The sequence below is a fragment of the Serpentinicella sp. ANB-PHB4 genome (genome assembly GCF_031432315.1).
Taxonomy (GTDB): domain Bacteria; phylum Bacillota; class Clostridia; order Peptostreptococcales; family Natronincolaceae; genus Serpentinicella.
In genome coordinates, this window is record NZ_JAVKGO010000005.1 from 37472 (window position 1) to 62939 (window position 25468).

General features: G+C 33.3%; 23 protein-coding genes and 1 other RNA gene. 2 read left to right on the plus strand and 22 right to left on the minus strand.

What is annotated here, in order from left to right; genetic code table 11:
* Window positions 1-170: 170 nt before the first annotated feature.
* From ssrA to RH915_RS05735, 21 genes are all read right to left on the minus strand, one after another.
* Window positions 171-519, minus strand: a transfer-messenger RNA (tmRNA) gene (gene ssrA, locus RH915_RS05635).
* A 3-nt stretch (window positions 520-522) separates the two neighbouring features.
* Entirely contained in the window at window positions 523-990 is a 468-nt protein-coding gene (smpB, locus tag RH915_RS05640; protein WP_310478487.1) for an SsrA-binding protein SmpB, read from the minus strand.
* A gap of 157 nt (window positions 991-1147) precedes the next feature.
* The gene (gene rnr, locus RH915_RS05645; RefSeq protein WP_310478488.1) at window positions 1148-3277 is read right to left on the minus strand and encodes a ribonuclease R; all 2130 of its coding nucleotides are present in this window, start codon (window positions 3275-3277) and stop codon (window positions 1148-1150) included.
* A 110-nt stretch (window positions 3278-3387) separates the two neighbouring features.
* Window positions 3388-3702, minus strand: a complete 315-nt coding sequence (locus tag RH915_RS05650; RefSeq protein WP_310478490.1) for a DUF1294 domain-containing protein — start codon at window positions 3700-3702, stop codon at window positions 3388-3390.
* 144 nt (window positions 3703-3846) lie between these two features.
* Window positions 3847-5865 carry a sodium-translocating pyrophosphatase gene (locus RH915_RS05655; protein WP_310478492.1) on the minus strand — a complete coding sequence of 673 codons (2019 nt, stop codon included), beginning with the start codon at window positions 5863-5865 and terminating at the stop codon, window positions 3847-3849.
* Window positions 5866-5898: 33 nt separating this feature from the next.
* Window positions 5899-6129: a preprotein translocase subunit SecG gene (secG, locus tag RH915_RS05660; protein WP_310478493.1), complete on the minus strand. Its 231-nt coding sequence runs from the start codon at window positions 6127-6129 to the stop codon at window positions 5899-5901.
* A gap of 79 nt (window positions 6130-6208) precedes the next feature.
* Window positions 6209-7504 (minus strand): phosphopyruvate hydratase, encoded by a 1296-nt coding sequence (eno, locus tag RH915_RS05665; protein ID WP_310478496.1) that lies wholly within the window; start codon window positions 7502-7504, stop codon window positions 6209-6211.
* 31 nt (window positions 7505-7535) lie between these two features.
* A complete protein-coding gene (gpmI, locus tag RH915_RS05670; RefSeq protein WP_310478498.1) occupies window positions 7536-9071 on the minus strand; it encodes a 2,3-bisphosphoglycerate-independent phosphoglycerate mutase in 1536 nt (511 codons plus the stop codon).
* Window positions 9072-9087: 16 nt separating this feature from the next.
* The gene (tpiA, locus tag RH915_RS05675; RefSeq protein ID WP_310478499.1) at window positions 9088-9834 is read right to left on the minus strand and encodes a triose-phosphate isomerase; all 747 of its coding nucleotides are present in this window, start codon (window positions 9832-9834) and stop codon (window positions 9088-9090) included.
* Window positions 9835-9847: 13 nt separating this feature from the next.
* Window positions 9848-11047, minus strand: coding sequence for a phosphoglycerate kinase (locus RH915_RS05680; RefSeq protein ID WP_310478500.1), 1200 nt, complete (start codon window positions 11045-11047; stop codon window positions 9848-9850).
* Window positions 11048-11118: 71 nt separating this feature from the next.
* Window positions 11119-12129, minus strand: coding sequence for a type I glyceraldehyde-3-phosphate dehydrogenase (gene gap, locus RH915_RS05685; protein ID WP_310478501.1), 1011 nt, complete (start codon window positions 12127-12129; stop codon window positions 11119-11121).
* Between the two features lie 47 nt (window positions 12130-12176).
* Entirely contained in the window at window positions 12177-13550 is a 1374-nt protein-coding gene (rpoN, locus tag RH915_RS05690; protein WP_310478502.1) for an RNA polymerase factor sigma-54, read from the minus strand.
* 103 nt (window positions 13551-13653) lie between these two features.
* The gene (locus tag RH915_RS05695) at window positions 13654-14634 is read right to left on the minus strand and encodes an ABC transporter permease (RefSeq protein ID WP_310478503.1); all 981 of its coding nucleotides are present in this window, start codon (window positions 14632-14634) and stop codon (window positions 13654-13656) included.
* On the minus strand, window positions 14631-15728 hold the full coding sequence (locus RH915_RS05700) for an ABC transporter permease (RefSeq protein ID WP_310478505.1): 1098 nt from the start codon (window positions 15726-15728) through the stop codon (window positions 14631-14633). Before RH915_RS05700 ends, RH915_RS05695 begins: the two co-directional genes overlap by 4 nt.
* A complete protein-coding gene (locus tag RH915_RS05705) occupies window positions 15728-17266 on the minus strand; it encodes an ABC transporter ATP-binding protein (protein WP_310478507.1) in 1539 nt (512 codons plus the stop codon). The genes RH915_RS05700 and RH915_RS05705 overlap by 1 nt, the downstream gene beginning before the upstream one ends.
* Before the next feature lie 102 nt (window positions 17267-17368).
* Window positions 17369-18403 (minus strand): BMP family lipoprotein, encoded by a 1035-nt coding sequence (locus RH915_RS05710; protein WP_310478509.1) that lies wholly within the window; start codon window positions 18401-18403, stop codon window positions 17369-17371.
* Window positions 18404-18678: 275 nt separating this feature from the next.
* On the minus strand, window positions 18679-19629 hold the full coding sequence (gene trxB, locus RH915_RS05715; RefSeq protein WP_310478510.1) for a thioredoxin-disulfide reductase: 951 nt from the start codon (window positions 19627-19629) through the stop codon (window positions 18679-18681).
* 203 nt (window positions 19630-19832) lie between these two features.
* Complete coding sequence (locus tag RH915_RS05720; RefSeq protein ID WP_310478511.1) at window positions 19833-20681, minus strand: DegV family protein; 849 nt, start codon at window positions 20679-20681, stop codon at window positions 19833-19835.
* A 54-nt stretch (window positions 20682-20735) separates the two neighbouring features.
* Entirely contained in the window at window positions 20736-21206 is a 471-nt protein-coding gene (gene trmL, locus RH915_RS05725) for a tRNA (uridine(34)/cytosine(34)/5-carboxymethylaminomethyluridine(34)-2'-O)-methyltransferase TrmL (protein ID WP_310478513.1), read from the minus strand.
* Between the two features lie 36 nt (window positions 21207-21242).
* The gene (locus RH915_RS05730; RefSeq protein ID WP_310478514.1) at window positions 21243-22142 is read right to left on the minus strand and encodes a diacylglycerol/lipid kinase family protein; all 900 of its coding nucleotides are present in this window, start codon (window positions 22140-22142) and stop codon (window positions 21243-21245) included.
* Between the two features lie 231 nt (window positions 22143-22373).
* Window positions 22374-22838 (minus strand): hypothetical protein, encoded by a 465-nt coding sequence (locus RH915_RS05735; RefSeq protein WP_310478516.1) that lies wholly within the window; start codon window positions 22836-22838, stop codon window positions 22374-22376.
* 135 nt (window positions 22839-22973) lie between these two features.
* On the opposite strand from RH915_RS05735, the gene RH915_RS05740 reads away from it, so the two are divergent.
* Together RH915_RS05740 and RH915_RS05745 are read left to right on the plus strand one after the other, a co-directional pair.
* Window positions 22974-23726 (plus strand): NRDE family protein, encoded by a 753-nt coding sequence (locus tag RH915_RS05740; protein WP_310478665.1) that lies wholly within the window; start codon window positions 22974-22976, stop codon window positions 23724-23726.
* Window positions 23727-23817: 91 nt separating this feature from the next.
* Window positions 23818-24669, plus strand: coding sequence for a DegV family protein (locus RH915_RS05745; protein ID WP_310478517.1), 852 nt, complete (start codon window positions 23818-23820; stop codon window positions 24667-24669).
* Between the two features lie 70 nt (window positions 24670-24739).
* Here RH915_RS05745 and RH915_RS05750 read toward each other — a convergent pair whose 3' ends face one another.
* A complete protein-coding gene (locus tag RH915_RS05750) occupies window positions 24740-25465 on the minus strand; it encodes an amino acid ABC transporter ATP-binding protein (RefSeq protein WP_310478518.1) in 726 nt (241 codons plus the stop codon).
* Window positions 25466-25468: the final 3 nt, after the last annotated feature.

The following is a 25468-nucleotide window of genomic DNA, read 5'->3' on the forward strand; positions in this document are numbered from 1 at the left end:
CAATCACCTCAATATAACTATACAATATTATTTTTGTAATATCTACCAAAATTTACCACTATTATAAACTTATTATTTAGTACAAGAGTGAACAAAGAATTTCAAAAAAAAGAAAAATCCTTGAAATCAAGGATTAACTATCTATTGTATCAGAATTTAGTATTCTTATTTGGTGGAGGCGAGGGGAATCGAACCCCTGTCCGAAGGCTCTTTACCATGAGCTTCTACGAGTGTAGCTACTAATTTAGATCTCGTCTTTCCTAACACCTAGTAGCAAGTTTTAGAATCGACCAGCTCCAGTTATACAACTTAAGGTCAGAGCACCCCTTAAGACGTTCCCCGCGGTTATGACGTTTCTATCCGGGCTGCGGGACACCTGGTAGAAACGAGCAGCAACTAGGCTGCTAAAGCGTAATTATCGTTTGCGTTTATATTTATTGCCCAGTTTTTTACGTGATACCAAGCAAACACGACTCGCAACTCATGACTCCAAACCCCCGTCGAAACCTGTACGCCCCCGGGTTATTGTTTTTGCCTTTCTCTTAATTCTTTTTGAATTCTTCGATTGGCATCTTTTTTAGCAATATCTGCTCGTTTGTCATGTAGGGCTTTTCCTTTACCAATGCCTAATGCTATTTTTACTCTACCATTTTTTAAATAAGCACTTAAAGGTATAAGTGTGTACCCTTTTTGTTGTATATACCCTATTAGCTTTCTAATCTCACTTTTGTGAAGTAGAAGTTTTCTAATTCTAATCGGATCGACGTTAAAGATGTTACCTTGTTCATATGGACTAATATGCATATTGTACAAAAATACTTCGCCATTTTCTACTCTGGCATGGGCTTCTTTTATATTTACTTTTCCTTGCCTCATGGATTTTACTTCAGTACCTTTAAGCTCAATGCCTGCTTCGTAGGTCTCTTCTATAAAATACTCATATCGAGCCTTTTTATTGGTAGCTAAGAATTTTTGTCCTTTGCCTGCCATAGGTTTCACCTTCTTTAAATTGATAGGAATACATCGTCGAATAATTATTATAACATAATCAGTTGGTTATTGCAATCTTTGGAGATTATGTATATCTGCTACTTCACTTATATGCTTTTATATAATCTAAGATTAGAAAACTAAAGTCGTTAAGACTTTAGTTTTCTTCTTTGCTTATTAAGTTAAAATCTATTTCTCGTTGTTTTATATCTGCTCTAGCTACTTGAATTCTAACCTCATCGCCGATACGGAAGGTCTTCTTTGTTCTCTCTCCTGTCAAGCTATGGTGCTGGCTATTGTAAATATAATAGTCATCGACTAATGAACTTAGCCTTACCATACCTTCAATTGTATTTTCAAGCTCAACAAACATACCAAAGGAGGTAATACCTGAAACAATACCAGTGTACGCTTCCCCTATTCGTTCTTGCATGAATTCAACCTTTTTAAGATCTACTGTTGCTCTTTCTGCTTCATCTGCAATTCGTTCTCTTGCTGAGGACTGATCTGATATATAACTAACAACAGATTTTAATCTCTCTTCTCTTTTTTTCGAAACTTTTCCTTTTAAATATTCTTTTATAATACGATGTATCATTAAGTCAGGGTACCTTCTTATTGGTGATGTAAAATGACTATAGTATTTTGCTGCTAGCCCAAAGTGTCCCAGGTTATTTGGCGCATATCTTGCTTTTCTTAGTGATCTTAGCATTAGTGTATTTATAACTGGTTCTTCTTTTTTTCCTGCTACTTTTTTGAGTAGTTCATGTAAAACTTTAGGGTGTATTTCTTCATGAATACCTTTTAAATGATACCCAAAGTTATGAATAAATTGATTAAACTCTTCAATCTTTTCTAAGCTAGGTTCTTCATGTACTCTATATACAAAAGGACTACTTAACCAATAATAGTGTTCTGCCACTGTTTCATTACAAACTAACATGAATTCTTCTATTATTCTATTGGCAATTCTACGCTCATACTTTTTAATTTCAATCGGTTTGCCATCTTCGTCTAGAATTACTTTTGATTCTGGAAAATCGAAGTCAATGGCACCTCTATCTTCTCTATTTTGATTTAATAGCTTACAAAGTTCCTGCATCATTTCAAAATCTTCTACAACATCTTTATATCTATCCATTAATTCTTGATCTCTATGTTCTAATATATTCGATACGTCTTCATAAACCATTCTTTCATTAATATTAATGACACTCTCATGAATTTCGTGGTCTATTACTTTACCCTTTTGATCAATTTCCATCAAGACGCTAAGTGTTAATGTATCAGTATTAGGATTTAAGCTACAAACGCCATTTGAAAGCTTTTTAGGAAGCATCGGTATAACACGATCTACTAAATATACACTTGTTGCCCTTTTAACCGCCTCTTTATCTAAGTAAGTATCTTCCCTTACATAATGAGCAACATCTGCTATGTGTACTCCTAATCTATAATTTCCATTACTTAGTTTTTCTATTGATACTGCATCATCTAAATCTTTTGCATCAGCCCCATCGATCGTAACCATTTTTAAATTACGTAAATCCGTACGCCTTGCTAGTTCATCTTCTGGTATTATTTCAGAAATAGCATTGACTTCTTCCATGACTTCTTCTGGGAAATCAGGGTCTAAGTTATAGTTTCGCATTATTGCTAATATATCGGTTCCAGCATCGTCTTTATGTCCTAATACTTCAATGATTTTACCTTCTGGATTACGTCGAGCTTCTGGCCATTTTGTAACTTTACAGACTACTTTGCTTCCAGTAGTGGCTGTTCCTTTTTCACCTTTTGGTATGAATATATCCATGTTTAATTTATTGTCATCAGGCACAACAAATCCAAAGTTTCTGCTGTCTTCATATGTTCCTACTATTTCTTCGTTATTTCGATGAAGAATTCTTATAACTTCGCCTTCACATTTTTTAGTGTTATCACTCATTACATTTACTCGAGCAATAACCCGGTCTTGATGCATAGCTCCATTCATATAATTTGATGGGATAAATACATCGTTTACATCGGGTAAATCTGACACAACAAACCCATAGCCTTTTGAATGGCTCTCAAGTCTACCCACAATGAGACCCATGCGTTCTGGTACGCCATATCTCTTTTTTCTGGTCTTAATAATTAATCCTTCTTCTTCCATTTCCTTTAAAAGTTTTTTGAAAACTTTTCTTTGTTTTTTATCTATATCCAAGGCAGCATGCAATTCTTCTTCCAGCATTGGACTATAGGCTAATTCGCGCATAAATTCAACAATACGTTCTTTTATAGTCAATTTATACCCTCCTTTTTTTATCTTCTTATGTATATTATTCACAAAAACTATTACTTTTAGTCTTTTATATAATTATTCTACTTTTCCTGGGCAATGAGTCTAATTTACAGTCATTTCAAAATATAATATATCACAAAATATTTTAAGATTTTATTTAAAATTAGTAAAAAAGGAATGCCATAGTTAAACTTCTTATTATTTATTTTGTGTTTGAAAACTACCATTCCTATTAATACCCCAGTAGCACCAAAAAATAACGCAATAATTAATAAATGTATCTCTTTCACTCGCCATTTGTTATGTACTGCTTTATATTTATCAACAGCCATAAATATAAAAGCACCTATATTTATTAATCCCAAAAGTAGTATAAAATAAAATAAATACTTTAAACCTGTTTCTTGAGCTAATAAAGTGTCTAGCATTTCACACGCATCCCTTATTATTTAATTTTCTATACCTAATTATATAAATTAAAAACCAGTTAGAATATTTTCTATACTAACTGGTTTAATTCAATATTAATAAAAGCCCTTAATCCTTGATCAAGGGCTTATTATTAATTTATTTTATTCAAAGAACTTTACAATCATTCCACCATATTGTGCAAATAAAGGTGCAAATACAACAGATACAATTGTCATTAATTTAATTAAGATATTAATAGAAGGTCCTGATGTATCTTTAAATGGATCACCAACTGTATCGCCAACTACTGCGGCTTTATGTGGCTCACTACCTTTACCACCGTGGTTTCCTTCTTCAATGTATTTCTTCGCATTATCCCATGCACCACCTGCATTTGCCATCATAATAGCTAGTAAAACCCCTGCTACTAATGCGCCTGCAAGTAATCCACCTACTGCATCTGCCCCTAAAAGTAATCCAGTTGCTATAGGAGCAACAACTGCTAATACCCCTGGAATAACCATTTCTTTTAATGCTGAAGCTGTACTTATATCAACACATTTTGCGTATTCTGGTTTTCCTTTACCTTCCATGATACCAGGGATATCTCTAAATTGTCTTCTTACTTCTTCTATCATTTCAAATGCAGCTTTACCTACTGCTTCCATTGTCATCGCTGAGAATAGGAATGGTAACATTCCACCAATTAACATACCCACAATTACTGATGGACTAGTTAAGTCAATAATTTCTAAATTAACTGCTGCTGTATATGTTGCAAATAGAGCTAGTGCAGTTAATGCTGCTGATCCAATTGCAAAACCTTTACCAATAGCAGCTGTTGTGTTACCTACTGCATCTAATTTATCTGTAATCTGTCTAACTTCTTTAGGAAGTTCACACATCTCTGCAATACCACCAGCGTTATCAGCAATTGGTCCATATGCATCTACTGCAATTGTCATACCTGCTGTTGCAAGCATACCTACAGCCGCTAAAGCGATCCCATATAGTCCTGCTACACCAAAGGCTATTAGAATACCAACCGCAATAATTAATATTGGCCATGCAGTTGACACCATACCTACTGCTAATCCACTAATAATTGTTGTTGCTGGACCTGTTTCAGATTGTTGCGCAATCTTTTTAACATGTGCAAACTCCCCTGAAGTATATCTTTCAGTTATATTTGCAATTAATAATCCAACAATTAAGCCTGTTACAATTGCTAAAAATCCTGTAGCATCTCCAAGTAAATTTGTACTTAAGAAGTATGCAGCTACAACTACAAGCCCAGCACTTACCCAAGTACCCATATGTAATGCTTTAGATGGATCTGTATTTTCATCACCTTTAACGAAGAAAGTTCCAACGATTGATGCAATAATTCCTGTTGCAGCTAATAATAATGGGAATAGCGCCCCGTCCATACCATGTGCTAATAAACCTAATGTAATAGCTGAGATAATTGATCCAACATATGATTCAAATAAGTCAGCACCCATACCCGCAACGTCACCAACATTGTCACCAACATTGTCTGCAATAACTGCAGGATTTCTTGGGTCATCTTCTGGTATACCTGCTTCAACTTTACCAACTAGGTCAGCACCTACGTCAGCTGCTTTGGTGTAAATTCCTCCACCAACACGTCCGAATAATGCAATAGAAGATGCACCTAATGCAAATCCTGTTACCATTTCAATAGCTTCACTAGGATCTCCAGTTACATTATTAATAAGTATAAATAAACCACCAACACCTAATAATCCTAATCCAACAACAGACATTCCCATAACTGCTCCACCTGAGAAAGCTACGCTTAATGCCTTGTTCATTCCGCCTTCTTTTGCACCGTTAGCAGTTCTTACATTCGCTTGGGTTGCTACACGCATTCCAAAGAATCCTGCTAAACCTGAGAATAATGCTCCAATTAAGAAACTTATAGCAGTTAACCAGCTATTTAATCCAAACCCTAATACAAGGAATAAAACAATTGCAAATATTACAAGGGTTTTGTATTCTCTAGTTAAAAATGCCATTGATCCTTCTTGAATATAAGAAGCAATCTCTTTCATTCTATCATTTCCTGGTTCTACTTTGTTAATTTTACTTGCTTGCATGTACGCAAATAACAGGGCAATTACACCTGCAACTGGCGCTAAGATCATCCAATTCATCTCTTTAGTTCCTCCCTTTGTTATTATTCAATTTTATTGTATAGTAACTAAGGCTATAGCAACAATTACAAAAAGTACTGCAGCTACAACTGTTAATTTACTAAGCATACCTTCATAACCTTTGTTTTTTCCACTCCATGTTTGCTCAGCTCCACCGCCAATTGATCCAGTAAGACCTGCGCTTTTACCTGTTTGTAGTAATACTGTTGCAATCAAAATAACTGAAACTATTAATTGAATTACCATTAATACATTTCTTAACATGTTTACACCTCCAGACCGTAATTAACACTCATATTTTAACACAGCATATCTTTAAAATCAAGGATTATACTAGTACTCCCTAGAAGGCGTTCAGATTATAAAATACATCGTCTCCTAAATATTTTGCTGTTTCATCTAAGTAATCTTCTATTCTTAATAACTGGTTATATTTTGCTACTCTATCAGTTCTTGCAGGAGCGCCTGTTTTTATTTGACCAGCATTTACTGCAACTGCAATATCTGCAATTGTTGAATCTTCAGTTTCTCCTGAACGATGTGAGATTACAGCAGTATACCCAGCTCTTTTTGCCATTTCAATTGCATCAAGGGTTTCTGTAATCGTACCTATTTGATTAAGTTTAATTAATATTGAATTAGCTGTTCTTGTTTTGATCCCTTTTTCAAGTCTTGTAGTATTTGTTACAAATAGATCGTCTCCTACAATCTGAACTTTATGACCTAATGAATCAGTCATAATCTTCCAACCTTCCCAGTCATCTTCACTTAATCCGTCTTCTATAGAAATAATCGGGTACTTTTCTATTAAATCTGCATAAAACTCAACCATTTCAGAGGCTGTTTTTACAACTCCTTCACCAGCTAGTTTATATACTTTATCTTGTTCATCATATAATTCTGTTGCTGCGACGTCTAATGCAAGTTTAATATCTTCATTCGGACTATATCCTGCTTTTTCTATCGCTTCTATTATCACCTGTAGTGCTTCTTCGTTAGATGAAAGATTTGGTGCAAATCCACCTTCATCACCAACACCAGTCATTAATCCTTTGTTTTTAAGCACTAATTTTAGGTTATGATATATCTCAACACACATTCTAAGTCCATCTTTATATGTTTTAGCACCAACAGGCATTATCATAAATTCTTGAATATCTACATTATTATCCGCGTGGGCACCACCATTTAAAATATTCATCATAGGTACTGGAAGTTGTTTCGCATTCACTCCGCCTAAGTATTGGAATAAGGGCATTTCTAAGTCTTCTGCAGCAGCTTTAGCAACAGCCATTGATACGCCTAGTATTGCATTTGCCCCTAAATTCGCTTTATTTTCAGTGCTATCTACTCTAAGTAAAATTTCATCAATACCAACTTGGTCTATAACATCCATCCCAATTATTTCAGGTGCGATCACTTCGTTTACGTTTTCTACAGCTTTTAATACACCTTTTCCAAGATATCTTTCAGTATCGCCATCTCTTAATTCAACTGCTTCAAAAGCACCTGTTGATGCCCCAGAAGGTACTATAGCACTGGCCATAACCCCACTTTCCAAGTATACTTCTACTTCAATTGTTGGATTCCCTCTAGAATCTAATACTTCTCTTGCATATACATCACTTATAATTGACATTATGTACGCCTCCCCATTTTTCTACTTTATTTTAAATTTTTTCTAATATAAGACTATTTCCTGTCATTTCCCCAGGTTTATCTAAGCCCATTAAATCTAATATAGTTGGTGCTATATCACAAAGACGTCCGCCTGAACGTAAGGTTTTTACTTCTTGATCAATTAGTATTAATGGTACAGGATTTGTCGTATGGGCTGTAACTTTAATTCCTTTTTCTTCATTGATCATCTCTTCAGCGTTTCCATGGTCAGAGGTTATAATAAGTTTTCCACCTAGATTTGTTATTTTATCTACAACAATGCCTAAGCAGTCATCAACCACTTCTAGTGCCTTTATTACCGCATCCAAATCACCTGTATGACCCACCATGTCTGGATTCGCAAAATTTAATACTATTAGATCATAATGATTTCCACTTAATAATGATGTTAACTCGTCTGTAACTTCTTTAGCACTCATTTCAGGTTTTAAATCATATGTTGCTACATCTGGAGATTTAACAAGCTTTCTATCTTCATTTGGATATTTTTTCTCAATACCACCATTAAAGAAATAAGTTACATGTGCATACTTTTCCGTTTCAGCTATTCTTAATTGTTTTAACCCTTGATTGCTTATGTATTCTCCTAGGGTATCTTTATGTGTTTGTGGAGCGTATGCAATATTAACATCTTGTATATTTTTATCATACAAAGTCATTGTAACAAAATGAAGATCTAAATTCACTATATTTCTTTCAAAATCGGCAAATTTTTTATCGACAAGTGCACGGGTTAATTGTCTTGCACGATCTGGACGAAAATTAAAAAATATAATTCCATCGTTACTGTCAATCATTCCATCGTTTTCAATTTGTATTACGGTTGGTTTAACAAATTCATCTGTTTCCCCTTGCTCGTATGCATATTCAATAGCCTCTGTAGCGCTTTGTGCTTTTCTTCCTTCACCGTGAACCATTGCATCGAAAGATTGCTTCGTTCTTTCCCAACGAGTATCTCTATCCATTGCATAATATCTGCCACTTACTGTTGCAATTTGTCCTAACCCTACTTCTGTAACTTTATCTTCCAATTGTTTTATGTACTTTAATGCACTTTTCGGTGGTGTATCTCGCCCATCTAAAAAGCAATGAATATATAATTCTTGTATACCTTGTTCTTTGGCCATGTCTACTAGCCCAAGAATATGATCTATGTGACTATGCACCCCACCATCAGAAACTAATCCCATTAAATGAAGCTTTTTAGAATTTGATTTTACATGTTTCATAACATTTAGCAAAGTATTATTTTTATAAAATTTCCCAGTTCTTAACGCTTGGGATATTCTAGTTAATTCTTGGTATACTATTCTTCCTGCTCCGATATTTAAATGTCCAACTTCTGAATTGCCCATTTGTCCCTCAGGAAGCCCTACATCTAATCCACTAGCTTTTATATTAGTACTCGGGTATTTATTAAGCAATTTTTTGTAATTAGGCATGTTAGCAAGACTAACGGCATTACCAATTTTATTATCACTTATGCCTAAGCCATCTAAAATGACTAAGGCTACTGGATCGGTCATATCGTTTCCCCTCTTCTTAAAAATTGATTATTGAAATAAAGTCATTTGCTTTTAGACTTGCACCCCCAACAAGAGCTCCGTCTATATCCTGCTTATTTAAAATTTCTGTCGCATTCTCAGGTTTAACACTACCACCATATAGTATGCGAATTTCTTCTGAAATGTCTACTCCGTACTTATTTTCTAAGATTTCTCTTATAAAACCTACTACCTCATTTGCTTCAACTGGGGTTGCAGTCTTGCCTGTGCCTATTGCCCATATTGGTTCATATGCAATTACAACATTTATGATTTCATTCTCATCTACATTCTCTAAAGCCCTTAAAACCTGTTCTTTTATTTTATCTTTTGTTTGTTTTTTTTCTCTTTCTTCCAAAGTTTCACCAACACACAAAATAGGCTTTATGTTTTTCTCAAGTGCTTTTAATACTTTTTTGTTTACAATGGAATCCGTCTCAAGAAAGATTTCTCTTCGCTCTGAATGCCCTAGTATTACATACTCAACATCTAATTCTTTAAGCATGTCTGCACTAATTTCACCAGTGTAGGCTCCCTTGTTTTCCCAGTGCATATTTTGTGCACCAAGTTTTATGTTTGATCCTTTTATTAACGTTGATACTTCATTTATTAAAGTAAATGGACAACATATTAACGTTTCAACATCCGAATTCAAGATACCTTCTTTTAATTCTGTAATTAATTTGTAAGAGGTTTTCATATCCCCATTCATTTTCCAATTTCCTGCAATTAATGGCTTACGCATGTTTTTCCTCCTCTTAGATGTTTTCTATCGCTTCAATTCCTGGTAGCATTTTGCCTTCAAGTAGTTCTAATGATGCTCCTCCACCAGTTAATATATAATTCATTTTATCTGAATATCCTAACATTTCTGCAGCGGCAGCACTATCTCCTCCGCCAATAATTGTTTTTGCATTGCTTTTTGCCATAGAAGCGGCTACTGCCTCTGTCCCTTTTGCAAAAGCTGGCATTTCAAAAACACCCATTGGGCCATTCCAAATTACAGTTGATGCACTGCTAATTTTTTCTTCGAATAACTTCCTAGTTTTTTCTCCAATATCTAATCCCATCATATCTTTAGGAATATCCTTGATCGATGTGATATAGTGCTTTGCACTTGCATCAAATTTTTCAGCAACAACAACATCAATTGGGAGTAGCAGTTCAACATTATGTTCTTTTGATTTAATTATTAATTCTTTAGCTAAATCAATTTTATCTTCTTCTAATAGCGACTGTCCCACTTCATACCCCATTCCTTTAATAAATGTGTAGGCCATTCCGCCTCCTATTAATAAAGTGTCTACTGTATTAAGTAAGTTTTCAATTACGCCAATTTTGTCAGAAACTTTAGCTCCTCCTAAAATCGCTACTAGTGGTCTTTGAGGTGCATTTAATACCTCATCAATTACCTTTACCTCTCTTGCGATTAGATATCCCATTGCTGATGGTAAAAAGTCTGCAATCCCAGCTGTTGAGCTATGAGCTCTATGTGCAGTGCCAAAGGCATCATTTATGTAAATATCCCCTAAAGAAGCTAGTTCTTTAGAGAAGTCAGTATCATTTTCTTCTTCTTCTTTTCTAAAGCGCATATTTTGTAAAAGTAGAATTTGTCCAGGCTTTAAATCTTTTGCAATTAATTTAGTTTTATTTCCCAGCACTTCATCATCGTCTGAAAAGATTACAGATTTATCTAATAATTGGGATAGTCTCTCTGACACTGGTTCCAGGGAGAATTCTTTTTTTGCTTCCCCTTTTGGTCTACCTAAGTGAGACATAAGTATAATAGAAGCACCTTTTTCTAGTAAGTGTTCAATAGTTGGCAAAGCTGCTCTTATTCTGCGATCGTCAGTTATATTTTTATTGTCTTGCATTGGTACGTTAAAATCACATCTTACTAGTACTTTTTTATTGTTTACATCTATATTTTCTACAGTTTTTTTATTAAATGTTTTCATAAAGTAGTCCTCCTATAAAAATATACATATCAAAAGCCCGATTCTATAAAATATAAAATCGGACCCTCTGATTATAATCCTTTAGTAACAATATGTGAAACAAGATCTACTACTCTTACTGAATATCCCCACTCATTGTCGTACCATGATACAATTTTCACCATGTTATCTCCAGTTACTATTGTTGATAATCCATCAACAATAGAAGAATTAGGATCTTGTTTGTAATCAACAGATACTAAAGGCTCCTCTGAATATTCCAAAATACCTTTTAGTGAGTTTGCTGCTGCTTCGCTAAGGGTCTTATTAAGTTCTTCTTTTGTTACGTTTTTATCTAGTTCAACAACTAAATCAACAACCGAAACTGTTGGCGTTGGTACACGCATTGCCATTCCACTTAGTTTTCCTTTTAATTCTGGTAACACAAGTGCAACAGCTTCTGCTGCCCCAGTTGTTGTTGGAATAATTGATTGGCCTGCAGCTCTGGCACGTCTTAAATCACTATGTGGTAGATCTAATATTTTTTGGTCATTTGTGTAAGCATGTATTGTTGTCATTAGACCTCTTTTGATTCCATATGTATCGTTTATAACTTTTGCAACAGGTGCTATGCAATTTGTTGTACATGAAGCATTTGAAATAATATGATGGTTCTTAGCATCATACTTGTCTTCATTTACACCCATTACAACGGTTATATCTTCCTTTTTAGCAGGAGCCGTAATTACTACTTTTTTAGCTCCTGCATTAAGGTGCTTTGTAGCTTGCTCCTTACTTCTAAAAATACCAGTAGCCTCTATAACTATGTCAATCCCTAATTCTTTCCATGGTAACTGTTCAGGATCTCTTTCTGCTGTTACTTTTATTTCTTTTCCATTTACAATTAATCCCTTTTCAGTGGTTTCAATTGTACCATTAAACTTGCCATACAAACTATCATATCTTAATAAATGTGCAAGTGTTTCTGCATCTGTTAAGTCGTTAATGGCAACAATTTCCCAGTCTCTCTCTTGTTCTAAAGCAACTTTAAAAGCATTTCTACCAATTCTTCCAAATCCATTTATTGCTACTTTAATACTCAAAACATAACCTCCTATAATTTTAATTAAATTGTTATAATTATATATATTTAATATCGCCTTCTTCTTGATGAAGGTGGGATATTTAAATCGTCTCTATATTTTGCTACTGTACGTCTGGAGATGTTTATTCCTTTTATCGCTAATTGTTTTGCAATTTTATCATCACTTAATGGTTTCGAAGCGTCTTCTTCATTTACAATATCTTTTATATAATTTTTAATACTTTCTGAAGCATATTCTTCTCCTGAAAATCCTTCTACACCACTAGAGAAAAAGTATTTAAGTTCAAATACACCAATTGGTGTCTCGACATATTTGCCGGTTGTAGCTCTACTTACAGTTGACTCATGAACTTCTATTTCTTCTGCAACTTCCTTTAGAGTCATTGGTCGTAGATGTTTTTTTCCTTTTTCAAAAAATTGTTTTTGTTTCTTCAATATAGATTGAACAACATTATAGATTGTTTGTCTTCTCTGTTCAATACTTTTAATTAACCATGCTGCTGAGTTAAGTTTATCATTTAAATATTTTACTGCCTCTTCGTTTTGTTCTTCACTCAACAGAAGTTTCTTATAATCATCTCTTATAATTAACCTTGGCACTTTATTATCGTTTACTTGAGTCACGTATTCATCGCCAATTTTTGTTATGATCACATCTGGTATAACGTAGTTATTGTTAATTTTCGAAAACTTTCTACCCGGTTTTGGTTCTAAGGTTTTAATAAAATCACAAATTTCTTGGACTTCTGTTGTTTTTATACCTATTTTCTTTGCAATGAGTGGATATTTTCTTGATGCTACTTCTTCTAAATAGTTCTCAACGATTGTAAATACTTTTTCGTTTTTCACTTCTAAATTTCGTAATTGTAGTAATAAGCACTCGTTAAGATTTCTTGCAGCAACTCCTGAAGGGTCGAAATTTTGAATAATATCAAGAACATCACCTATTATATTGACATCTGTTTTTAAGTCTTTTGCTATTTCGTCTAAGGGTAATGTTAAATATCCATTTTCATCAAGGCTATCTATTATATATTCTCCTATTTTTTTATGGTTATTATTTAAAAAGGTTAAGTGACATTGAAATAAAAGGTGTTCTTGTAAGCTTGTCTCTTTTGATGTTACACTCTCAAAACTAAATTCGTTCTCTTCATCTGCTGAATTTGTTTGAACACTATAACTAGAACTATCCTTTTTTACGTATTCTTTCCAATCAATTTTTTTACTTTCTGCATCTGCTTCTCCATATGGTTTTTCAGCAATATCAACTTCAAGTACAGGATTTATTTCAAGTTCAGTCTCTATAAATTTTTCTAACTCCATTGATGTAAATTGTAGAATCTGTATTGCTTGTTTTAACTGAGGTGTCATAACTAGTTTTTGTGTTTGTTCTAAGTGCAAGCCATAGCCCATTCTCATAATATCACCCTTTATTCGTCATTAGACCTTCGGTAATATTATATCATTAAAAGTTAATTTAATAAAGCGTAATTAAGATGCATTTGGCATATTTATTGCATAATCAATCTTCTTTTTCATATGGTATTCCTAATGAACCTGGTGCTACAGATTTACCAACAAAACCAACTAGGGCAATCAAGGTTATTATATAAGGTAACATCGATAGCAAATTCTCTGATATGTCTAACCCTACTGTGGCACCACCTAAGTATATTCTAAGTCCAGTAGCTAGGCCAAAAATAAGACAAGCAATTAGTGCCCCTTGAGGTTTCCATTTGCCGAATATAACTGCAGCTAGTGCAATAAACCCTTGACCAGAAACTAAAGTAGCTCTAAAAGTAGAAACTATTGCTAAACTTAGTGACGCGCCTCCAAATCCTGCCAATACTCCTGATATTATAACACAAAAATATCTAATTTTGTAAACATTAACACCTAAAGTATCCGAAGCTTTTGGATGTTCTCCTACCGCCCTTATTCGCAGTCCGGTTTTTGTCTTGTATAATACAAACCAAACTATTGCGACTAGGACAAATGCCATATAAACGGTTATATATTGATTAAAAATTAGATCCATAACTGAGTTTCGTGCAAAAAAATTATTTAATGGTTCTGGCAACCTATTGTTTAAGAGGGTAAATAAATTATTAAATGGACGGGGCATCTTATTCTCTAATGGGATAAGAGGCGTCATTGTTGCGCCTTCAAAAATAATTCTACTTAAAAACAATGCAATTCCAGGCCCAATAAAATTTATTGCTATGCCTGAAACAACTTGATTTGCATATAAAGTTACAGATGCTAGTGCATGTATAAGCCCAAATATACCACCGGCAATTCCCGCGATACAAAAAGCTGCCCAGGGATTCCCTGTAAGTACTCCTGCTGCAGCACCAGCAAATGCACCTATTGTCATCATGCCTTCTAATCCAATATTAATAACCCCTGATTTTTCAGACATTACACCACCTAATGCTGCAAATATAAGAGGTGTAGAATACATTAAAGTGATACTGATAATAAGTGCTATATTATTAATCATTCAATATTTCTCCCCTTACTTCGCTTTGACTTTTTAAGTACGATATCCAGTAGTCTATAACTACCTATATAAAAAACAATTGCGCCTATTACAATACTTATAATTTCTGTGGGCACACCAATGTTTTGCATATTTCTTCCTCCGTATGATATGCCACCAAATAAAAATGCTGAAAAAAGAACGCCTATAGGTGTATTATTTCCAATGAGTGCTACTGCAATCCCATTAAACCCAAAGCCTTCCATCGTTGCCAATACACTTACTTGTCTTGAAACACCCATTACATGTAAAGCTCCTCCCATACCGCCTAGTATCCCGGCTATTGCCATAGAAAGAACGATGTTTCTATTAACATTGATTCCTCCATACTCAGCTGCATCTCGATTATAGCCCACTGCTCTTAGTTGAAATCCCAGTGTGGTTCTTTTTAAAATGAACGAAATTACTATAACTGTTAAAATAGCTATGCCAATACCCCAATTTACTCTTACGGCTGGTCCAACAATGTCTCGTAGCCATCCGATCGCTATGGATGCACTTTCTTGAATACGATGGGAAGATTCACTAGAAGGTCTTCTAAAAAAGTCAAATTCAAGAAAATAATTATTTAAATATAAAGCGATCCAGTTAAGCATTATTGTCGCTATAACTTCATGTACTCCAAATTTTGCTTTTAAAAAACCTGCAATTGCTGCCCATAATCCTGCGGCTAACATTCCAGCAATAATTGTTATAGGTATGTGAAGAATAGCGGGTAAGTTTAATAGATATCCCGCCATAGCTGCTGCTAAAGCACCAATTATAAACTGGCCTTCAACACCAATATTGAATAGACCGGTTCTGAATGCAAATGCTACAGACAGTCCTGTTAAAATAAGTGGTGTGGATTGAACTACCGTCCATGCAATATTACGACTTGACCCTAACATCCCTAAAAACATTAGTTGATATGCACTAAATGGATTAAATCCTGCAACTAGTAAGATCATTCCACCGGTTATTAATCCTAATGCTATAGAAATTAGCGTAAGTTTTAAGTCTTTATTTAAAATTAGATCTAACATCTTACCTTTAAAACGTTTTCCTCTAGACATTATTTTTTACCTCCAGCCATTAGTAAACCCAGTTTATCTTCATTTGCTTCTGCTATATCTAAAATATCAACTATTTTTCCTTCGTAAATTACTGCTATCCTGTCTGATATACTCATTATTTCATCAAGTTCTAAAGAAATTAATAAAACAGCTTTTCCTTTATCTCTTTGATTGACCAAGGATTTATGTACGTACTCTATAGCTCCCACATCAAGTCCTCTAGTAGGCTGAGTTGCAATTAGTAAATCGGGATCATTTGTCACCTCTCTTGCTATAATTACCTTCTGTTGATTTCCACCGGATAGGGCTTTTACTTTTATATTTTCGTTTGTAGGTCTTATATCAAATTTCTTTATTAACTCTTTAGAAAAAGATTTTATTGCTTGTTCATTTAAAACAAAGGTTTTTGAAAAAGGTTCTCTTTCATAATTTTGCAAAACAATATTTTCTGCAATACTAAAATCTAATACTAGTCCTCTTCGTTGTCTGTCCTCTGGTATATTACTTACACCTGATTTCATTATTTTTTTAGGTATTTCATTTAGTATTTCCTCACCATTTATTTTAATTGAACCACTTAAAGCCTTTCTTAATCCAGTTAAAACCTCTACCAACTCCGATTGTCCATTTCCCTCTATTCCAGCTATACCTAATATTTCGCCCGATCTAACTTCTAAGTCAAGTTCCCTTAAAGCTGGAATGCCTCTGTTATTCATTGCTGACAGCTTTGAAACCTTAAGTACACTATTGCCAGGTGCTTGTAGTTTTTTCTCTACTTCAAAGCTCACTTCCCTACCTACCATCTTAGAAGCGAGTTCATCCGAAGTTACTTTCTTGACATTTACAGTATCTATCATTTTTCCTTTTCGTATAATTGTACAAAAGTCAGCAGCGTCTTTTATTTCTTTAAGTTTGTGTGTAATCAAAATAATTGATTTTCCTTGTTTCGTTAGATTTTTCATAATAATAATAAGTTCGTTTATTTCTTGGGGCGTAAGTACAGCCGTAGGCTCATCCAAGATAAGTATTTCCGCACCTCTATATAACGCTTTTAATATTTCAACTCTCTGTTGCATTCCTACACTAATGTCTTGGACTTTATAATTAGGATCTACTCGCAGTCCATATTTATTGGATATTTCACTTACATCATTTTTTGCTTTATTTATATCTAGCTGATTCCATTTACGTACTGGCTCCATCCCTAGTATAATATTTTCAGAAACAGTAAAATTAGGTATTAACATAAAATGTTGATGCACCATACCTATTCCTTTTTCAATAGACAATGCCGGACTATTTTCCTGAATTTTCTCGCCATTTATATATATCTCACCAGAAGTTGGTTGATGTAATCCATATAGTATGTTCATTAATGTCGATTTCCCTGCACCATTTTCACCTAAAAGTGCATGTATTTCACCTTTATGAACTTTTATACTTATATCATCATTTGCAACAAAGTCTCCATATTTTTTAACTATATTTTTCATCTCGACCATTTTATTTGAAAAATCAATATTTACTTCCCCATCCATATTCGTCCTCCTTAGTGCTATAATAATGATTTTAGTCTTATACTTTCCTATTTTACAAAAAAAATATCCCAGAGTAGTAATCTGGAATATTTTCTCATAATTCTAACGTGCTTCGAACTCCTCTCTAGTAGCAGGAACATCAATTTCACCGTTTATAATTTGTTGTTTTGCCTCTTCTACTCGTTGTAAGATTTCTTCAGGTACATTTTTATCCGATGTTGGTGCAATATCTACACCACCCTCTGCTAATCCATATACTATGGTTTGTGCGCCTTCAAAGGTGCCATCTTTAAGTTGTTCAGCAACTTCATATACTGCCAAATCAACACCCTTCATAGCAGATGTTAATACATGATCTGGAGCTAAGTAATTTTGATCTCTGTCTACACCAATAGCCCACCTATCTTGCTCCCTTGCAGCTTCAATCATTCCCGTACCAGTAGCTCCAGCAGCATGAAATATAATATCCGCTCCTTGTTGATAGAATTGATTGGCAATTGATTTACCCAATGCCTCATCATCAAAACTATTAGCATCCTGATATAATAACTCTGCATCAGGGTTGGCATCCATTACACCAGCATAAAACCCATATTGAAAACGACGAATAACATCTGAGTCCATACCGGCTAAAAAACCTATTCTATTCGTTTCAGTCATTTCCCCTGCAATTAATCCAACTAAGTAAGAGGCCTCTTCTTCTTTAAAAATAACCCCTATAACATTTTCCGGTGTTTCTTCCCCATATGAATAATCAATTACCCCAAATAGTTGATCTGGATAATTAAAAGAAGCTTCTTGGATTGCATCAGCCATTTTAAATCCAACTCCCCAGATAAAATCATATCCAGCATTTACAAGATCATCAATATTCGGTTCATAGTCAGCCTCTTGGTTCGACTCTCTATAAGCAACATCTATGCCAAAATCATTTTCAGCTTTTTGTAATCCTTCCCAAGCTGCTTGATTAAAAGATTGATCCTGTACTCCACCAACATCTGTTACCATTGCTACTCGATTAGTTTGCGTTATTGGATCTGTTGTATCATCCTCTGATTGCTCACTGCCGCATCCAATTACTATAGTAGTCATTAACAAAGTAACAATTAAAAGTGATGATATTCTTTTTAATTTCATAGGTTTTACCTCCTGTTATTTTTTCTCCCCCTTTCTAAATATTTACCTTATTTACTGGCTTTTATATTAATTACTATTTTTGAACTAAGCACTTACTTTAATTATTCCAAACAGTCAATAATTTATTCTACACTCAGATACTGTTAAATACATTAACAGTTAGTATCTTCTCATAAATAAAAAAATTGCATAATCAAACCTTATCTTATAGATAGTTTAATTATACAATTTCCTTAATTGTTTAGATCATTACAAAAGAATTTTATCCGTTTTACTTACTGATCATCAAATGTATTTTCTATATACTTTTCTGCCTGTATTGCCGCAATTGCGCCATCAGAAACTGCAGTTACAACCTGTCTTAAAGTTTTGACTCTACAGTCACCTGCTGCGAATACCCCTGGAATATTCGTGTTCATGTTTTCATCGGTTTTTATATAATGGGCTCCATCCATATCTAGAATCCCATTAAATAATTGTGTTTCTGGTAAGTACCCTACAAATACAAAAATTCCAAAGGTTCCTTCATCCTCATTGGCTTTGTACTCAGTAACTTCATCTGTTTTTAAGTTCTTCATTTTAATTGATTGAACTAAACCTTCGCCTTTTATTTCTTCAATTACTGTATCCCATATTATATCAATTTTAGGATTCTTAAACGCTCTCTCTTGTATTGATTTTGCAGCCTTAAATTCATCTCTTCTATGAACAATGGTTACTTTTCTAGCAAACTTAGTAAGCAGCAATGCTTCTTCAACAGCAGAATCGCCTCCACCAATTACAAATATCTCTAAACCCGTAAAGAAGTCTGCGTCACAAGTTGCACAATAAGAAACGCCTTTTCCTGTAAATTCTTTTTCACCTGGAACGTCAAGATACCTTGGTGAAGCACCTGTAGCCACAATAATTGATCTCGCTTTATAGGTTTGTTGTTTACCGACTACTTCTTTAATTTCGCCTTCCAGTTTAACTTCTTGTACTTCATCTTTTTGTAGTTCCGCCCCAAACTCTTTACACTGTTCCACCATTCTATTTGATAGTGAATCACCTGTTGCATTTTCAATTGAACCAGGATAATTGGCTACTTCTGTTGTACTAGTTATTTGTCCACCTGTTTTTTCTTTTTCAATCATAATTGTTGTAAGCTTGGCTCTTGTGGCATATAGTGCTGCTGATAAACCTGCAGGACCGCCACCTATTATAACTACATCATATATTTTTTCCATATAAAACACTCCTTGTTCCAATCAATTTTATTATAATCATTCCATTTTTACGCTTTTGTATCCACTAACTATATTACCCTTTTTTAAAATTCTTTAACATAAAAATGATATTTATTTCTATACAAGTCAATAAACAGAGTAGAATGTGTTTTTAGCACATTACACTCTGCTTTAAATCATACAATGATCTCTATTACATATAATTATTCTGTTCGATAGTAAAATAGTGCTAGTGTACCTTTTCCGCAATGCGTTCCAATTGTACACCCAATATCTGTTATAATAACTTCCTTTGGGTTTAGATCTGATTCAACTTTTTCCTTTAGAATATGTACTCGTTCTAAACTACTTGCATGAGCTATACAAACAGTTTTGTTACTAAAATCTCCTCCACGTTCTTTGGCAAGTTCTATCATTTTACTAAATACTTTTTTACTACCTCTTACTTTATCTAGGGGTTCAACTAAACCATCAACTACCGTTAATATTGGTTTAATGTTTAGCATTGTAGCGATAGATGCTTTCATAGGATTAATTCTACCACCCTTTTTTAGGTTTTCCATTGTATCAACAGTGAATATATGGTCTGAAAGTGGCTTAAGTTCATTAAGTTTTTCAACGATTTTTGATCGATCTAATCCTTCAGCTGCCATTTTAGCTGCTTCATACACTAAATTTCCTGCCCCAAAGCATAAGCCTAATGAATCGTATACATCAATTTTGTCTGACCCAATCTCACTTTTTGCAAGTACAGCAGATTGATGTGTGCCACTTGCTTTTGAAGATCCATTAATACAAATAATTTCTCTGCCTTGGTCTAACACATCTTTAAATACTTTTATAAATGTATTAGGGGGAATTTGTGATGTACTTGGTAATTCGTTTGATAGAGATAATTTATTATAAAAATCTTCATAGCTAATCTCTACTCCATCTAAAAACTGTTCCCCCTCAAAATTAATTGTAAGTGGAATCACAATTATGTTATATTTATCAATTATTGTTTTTGGTACGTCTGTCATACTGTCAGTTATAATTTGTATTTTACTCATATTCTCCCTCCTTTTAGATATATATCTTAAAATCCCTTTCCCAAAAGTACCTTTTTAAATCATCCCTGGAAAATCCCACTGTCTTAGCGCTTCGTAAACAGAGATTGCTACCGAGTTAGAGAGATTTAATGATCGTGCTTTTTCAATATGAAGCATAGGAATTCTTATGCAATTTTCCTGATTTGCATCAAGAATTGCTTTAGGGATCCCTGCGGTTTCCTTTCCAAACATAATGAAGCAATTTTCTTCATATTGTACATCTGTAAACTTTTTTTTGGCTTTTGTAGTTGCATAATATATTGTTGCATCTGGATTTTTACTAACAAATTCTTCATAGCTATCATAATATTTAAATTCTAATAAATCCCAATAATCGAGTCCTGCTCGTTTTACTTGCTTCTCGTCTAAAGAAAAACCCATTGGACCAATTATATGTAGTGCTGTGTTAGTTATAACACATGTACGAGCTATGTTACCTGTATTTTGTGGTATTTCTGGTTCTAGTAATACGATATTAAGTTTCATTTACTGATAAAGCCTCCTAATAAATAATATATATGTTTAATACGGGTACTTTCGTACAAATATTTTCATGCCTTTTTCAATCACTTCATAATCCATTGGTAAAGTCCCACCTTTTTCTCCGTCAACATCCACTACTGCTTCGCTATCTGATAATACTGTTATTTTTTTCGTTTGAAAATATTCAATCTCTTTACAATTTATGTGCTCAGAGCGTGAAAAAGCATTTAGAATAGATACTACTGAATCAATAGATGTTTCTTTAATAATCAAACAATCTAAGTAACCATCATCAAATTTTGCTTTAGGCATAAAATTTTTAAACCCACCAACTGAATTGCCATTAGAAATAATAAACATCTGTATCTTTTCTTCTGTATTAAATTCTTTACTTTCTATTGAAACTTCTATAGGGTTTGTTATCTCTTTTGGTAATACCTTTATCCCCTCGATAAAGTAAGCAATACGCCCGAGTATTGCTTTACTCTCTTTTTTTGTTTCATGGGCTACAGAACTTAAAAGTCCAAAAGCGGATACATTTACAAAATATTTATTGTTAGCCTTTCCTAAATCTATATCCATTGTTGTTCCTTTAATAATCATATCGCAAAAAGCTTTCGGTTCTTTCGGTATATTTAACGATCTAGCAAAATCATTTACAGTTCCTGTTCCTAGTATTGCTACTGGAATTTTTCTTCCTCCTCGTATAATTCCATTGGCAACTTCATTAAGTGTGCCGTCCCCGCCACATGCAATAATTATATCCCAATCTTCTTTACAACAGGATATTGTTTTTTCGCATGCATCGTACTCTTTTTCGGTTATAAATTTTCCAACAATATATCCATTATCTAATAAAATATTAGCAATTTTATTTATTTTTTCATTATAAATCTGTTTTCCAGAGGAAGGATTATAAATAATCATTACTTTTTCCATACTACACCACCAATTAAATTATTAGTACGCTACCCCTATATTTCTATAATATAAGAAATAAATCCTCTTTTAGAACTAAAAAAAGTGGTAAGTATAGCTTTTTGAAAAGTTTTTTATGTATTTAATAACCTCAAAATTACAAATAAAATGGGCACAATGTTAATGTGCCCTTAATTTAAACAAATATTTTATTTTTATATTTCTCTAGTTTTTTTATTATTACTTATAAAACTACCAAATATTTAAAGTTTGTATGTCTATCATCTCTAATGGGATTGATAAAATGTCTCCTCTTTTTTTCCGTGATTGATTGTTTGAAACTCTTATTAGGAGAAACTTTTTATTTTTATCGTTACTTTTTAATCCTAGAAAATACCCTTGGATAAAGCCATATATATTAGAATTAAAAGAGATTTTATCATTTAGTTTAACTTTAAATATTTCATCAATTTCCCAAAAAAGTTTGTCTGGTTTTATAAACTCAATCATCTTTTTGTTAATTAATTTATCAATTTCAAAATCTGTCATATGATCATTTGTTATTTCAATCTTCTTATATATATTTGTTTTTTTTCTGCTTAATATTGCATTATGTATAATATTAAAAAAGAATATCACTAATAATCCCGCAAAAAATAAAATTACCCATTGGTAAGCTTGAAATTTTGAAAGTGTTATTATTATTTTATCTATCATATTAAAACACCCTTTTGTAATTTATTTTCTTTCATATAATATTAATATCATAATTAAAATATGAAAGAAAGTAAATATCTGATATAATTTTAATATTAAATAAGGCTCTAGGAGGCGATTCATATTTGCACTATTATTTTTGCATACAAAGTGCATCCTAAGTATCCATTATTACTTATTGGTAATCGGGATGAGTTTTATAATCGTCCAACAAAACATGCCACATTTTGGGATGATCATCCTCAAATCTTGGCCGGACGTGATCTTGAAAAAAACGGAACATGGTTAGGTATAACTAAGGAAGGTAGATTTGCAGCATTAACAAATTTTAGAGATCCTAATAAAGTACTCATTAATTCTAGATCCCGGGGCGAATTAGTTAGTTCATTTTTAAAATCCTCTACTTTACCTGAAAAATATTTAGATGATATAAAAAAATCACATCATCTTTACCAAGGTTTCAATCTTTTAGTTGGAAATGTTCATGAATTGCATTATTACTCAAAGTTAGATAATAAGGCCTTTAAATTAGCACCGGGTATATATGGTCTGAGTAATCATTCCTTAGATACTCCTTGGCCCAAAGTTACATTAGGGAAAAAGCTGATATCAGAAGCTATTACATATGACAGTCAAATTCATAGTAAACTTTTTGATATATTGAAGAATGATGAGCGCCCACCAGATATTAACCTTCCTAACACCGATGTAGGACTAAAATGGGAACGCCTTCTTTCCTCAATTTATATAAAAAGCCATGAATATGGCACTCGTGCTATGACTGTATTATCATATAGCAAAGACAATAAAGTAACTTTTATTGAAAAAAGTCTTCTTCAAGAGAGGGATAAGTGGATAGAGTCCTTTTATCATTTTTATTTGAAATAATTTAAAATTATTCTTTTATGACTTTAATTTATTTAGTAATATATATATGGTAAACTTTTAATAGACAAATTAAATAAGGGGGTTTTTTTTAGTGGGTAATGTTCAAATTATTACTGATAGTACTTGTGATCTCACCCCAGATATTATTCGGGATAATAGTATAAAAGTAGTTCCATTATACGTAACGTTTAATGAAAATATGACTTATAAAGACGGTGTAGATATTACACCCGCAAAATTATATGAAGAGGTTAAGGTATTAGGTCAAACACCAAAGACTGCCGCTCCATCTCCTGCAGATTTTTGCGAAGTATTTAGACCTTGTATTGATAAAGGTCAAGATATAATTTACATAGGTCTTTCTTCTCAAATATCTTCTACTATTCAAAATGCAAAAATTGCTGCATGTGAGTTTCCTGAGGGTAGGGTTAAAGTTATTGATTCACAGAATCTCTCTGCAGGTATTGGTTACTTAGTTCTAAAAGCAGTTGACCTTGCGAATAAAGGACTAGATATAAAAACTATTTCTAATGATATTGTTCAATTAGTTCCAAAGGTTAAGACTTTCTTTGCTATAGATACACTGGAGTATTTATATAAAGGCGGTAGATGTTCTTCTGTAGAAAACTTTTTTGGATCAATGTTAAAAATAAGGCCTATTCTTCACCTAGCTGAAGGTAGAATACATGTCCACCAAAAAATAAGAGGAAAAAGAAAAAAACTATTAGACTCTATGTTAGAAATTCTAAATACTGATAAAAATCAAATCAATACTAATAAAATAATAATTAATCACTCTATGTGTGAAGAAGACGCTGAATATTTACGCAGTCAAATATCGCAATTAATTAAGTGCGAACAGATTATAACAGTTAAAGCAGGATGTGTTATATCAAGTCATTGTGGTCCTAATACTTTTTCTATTGTATATTGCATTGATTAATTCAACGTAGTTTAATCCTAAATATAAAATGAGCCCAACATGAATTAAATCATGATGAGCTCGTTTTTTATTAAAATGCCAATTGACCTAGAAATGCTTTTAACCTTTCATGCTTTGGATTTCCGAATATTTCCTCTGGTGTGCCTTGTTCAGCAATTACGCCTTCGTTCAAGAATATAACACGATCTGACACCTCTTTAGCAAAGCTCATTTCGTGAGTAACTACTATCATTGTCATTCCTTCTTTAGCTAGGTCTTTCATAACTGTTAACACTTCTCCAACAGTCTCTGGATCAAGGGCTGATGTAGGTTCATCAAAAAGTACAACCTTTGGACTCATCGCTAGCGTTCTTGCTATTGCAACCCGTTGTTGCTGTCCTCCAGATAACATGGCTGGGTACTCATCTGCTTTGTCTGCAAGTCCCACTTTCTCCAATAGTTCTAATGCTTGTTTTTTTGTTTCTTCTTTATCTGCATCTAATACAGTTAAAGGTCCCTCCATTACATTTTGAACTGCAGTCATATGAGGAAATAGATTAAACCTTTGAAATACCATACTAACTTTTTGTCTTATTTCGTTAATATCTTTTCCTTTATTAAATACTTGTTTACCATCAATCCATATTTCACCTTCATTTTTCTTTTCTAAAAAATTAATACATCTTAAAAGGGTACTTTTACCAGATCCACTTGATCCTATCATGCAAACAACTTCACCTTCTAAAACTTCCATATCAATTCCTTTTAAAACTTCTAAGTCACCGTAATATTTGTGTAAATTCTTTATTGTAACCATTTT

Bases quoted from the DNA above. Each gene is read 5' to 3' on its own strand.
- rpoN (WP_310478502.1), bottom strand. From the start codon at position 13,550: ATGAGAATGGGCTATGGCTTGCACTTAGAACAAACACAAAAACTAGTT.
- RH915_RS05700 (WP_310478505.1), bottom strand. From the start codon at position 15,728: ATGTCTAGAGGAAAACGTTTTAAAGGTAAGATGTTAGATCTAATTTTA.
- secG (WP_310478493.1), bottom strand. From the start codon at position 6,129: ATGTTAAGAAATGTATTAATGGTAATTCAATTAATAGTTTCAGTTATT.
- RH915_RS05735 (WP_310478516.1), bottom strand. From the start codon at position 22,838: ATGATAGATAAAATAATAATAACACTTTCAAAATTTCAAGCTTACCAA.
- RH915_RS05655 (WP_310478492.1), bottom strand. From the start codon at position 5,865: ATGAATTGGATGATCTTAGCGCCAGTTGCAGGTGTAATTGCCCTGTTA.
- tpiA (WP_310478499.1), bottom strand. From the start codon at position 9,834: ATGCGTAAGCCATTAATTGCAGGAAATTGGAAAATGAATGGGGATATG.
- RH915_RS05730 (WP_310478514.1), bottom strand. From the start codon at position 22,142: ATGGAAAAAGTAATGATTATTTATAATCCTTCCTCTGGAAAACAGATT.
- gpmI (WP_310478498.1), bottom strand. From the start codon at position 9,071: ATGACCGATCCAGTAGCCTTAGTCATTTTAGATGGCTTAGGCATAAGT.
- RH915_RS05720 (WP_310478511.1), bottom strand. From the start codon at position 20,681: ATGAGTAAAATACAAATTATAACTGACAGTATGACAGACGTACCAAAA.
- RH915_RS05750 (WP_310478518.1), bottom strand. From the start codon at position 25,465: ATGGTTACAATAAAGAATTTACACAAATATTACGGTGACTTAGAAGTT.
- trmL (WP_310478513.1), bottom strand. From the start codon at position 21,206: ATGAAACTTAATATCGTATTACTAGAACCAGAAATACCACAAAATACA.
- trxB (WP_310478510.1), bottom strand. From the start codon at position 19,629: ATGGAAAAAATATATGATGTAGTTATAATAGGTGGCGGTCCTGCAGGT.
- RH915_RS05705 (WP_310478507.1), bottom strand. From the start codon at position 17,266: ATGGATGGGGAAGTAAATATTGATTTTTCAAATAAAATGGTCGAGATG.
- RH915_RS05650 (WP_310478490.1), bottom strand. From the start codon at position 3,702: ATGCTAGACACTTTATTAGCTCAAGAAACAGGTTTAAAGTATTTATTT.
- smpB (WP_310478487.1), bottom strand. From the start codon at position 990: ATGGCAGGCAAAGGACAAAAATTCTTAGCTACCAATAAAAAGGCTCGA.
- RH915_RS05710 (WP_310478509.1), bottom strand. From the start codon at position 18,403: ATGAAATTAAAAAGAATATCATCACTTTTAATTGTTACTTTGTTAATG.
- eno (WP_310478496.1), bottom strand. From the start codon at position 7,504: ATGTCAATTATAAGTGATGTATATGCAAGAGAAGTATTAGATTCTAGA.
- RH915_RS05680 (WP_310478500.1), bottom strand. From the start codon at position 11,047: ATGAAAACATTTAATAAAAAAACTGTAGAAAATATAGATGTAAACAAT.
- RH915_RS05695 (WP_310478503.1), bottom strand. From the start codon at position 14,634: ATGATTAATAATATAGCACTTATTATCAGTATCACTTTAATGTATTCT.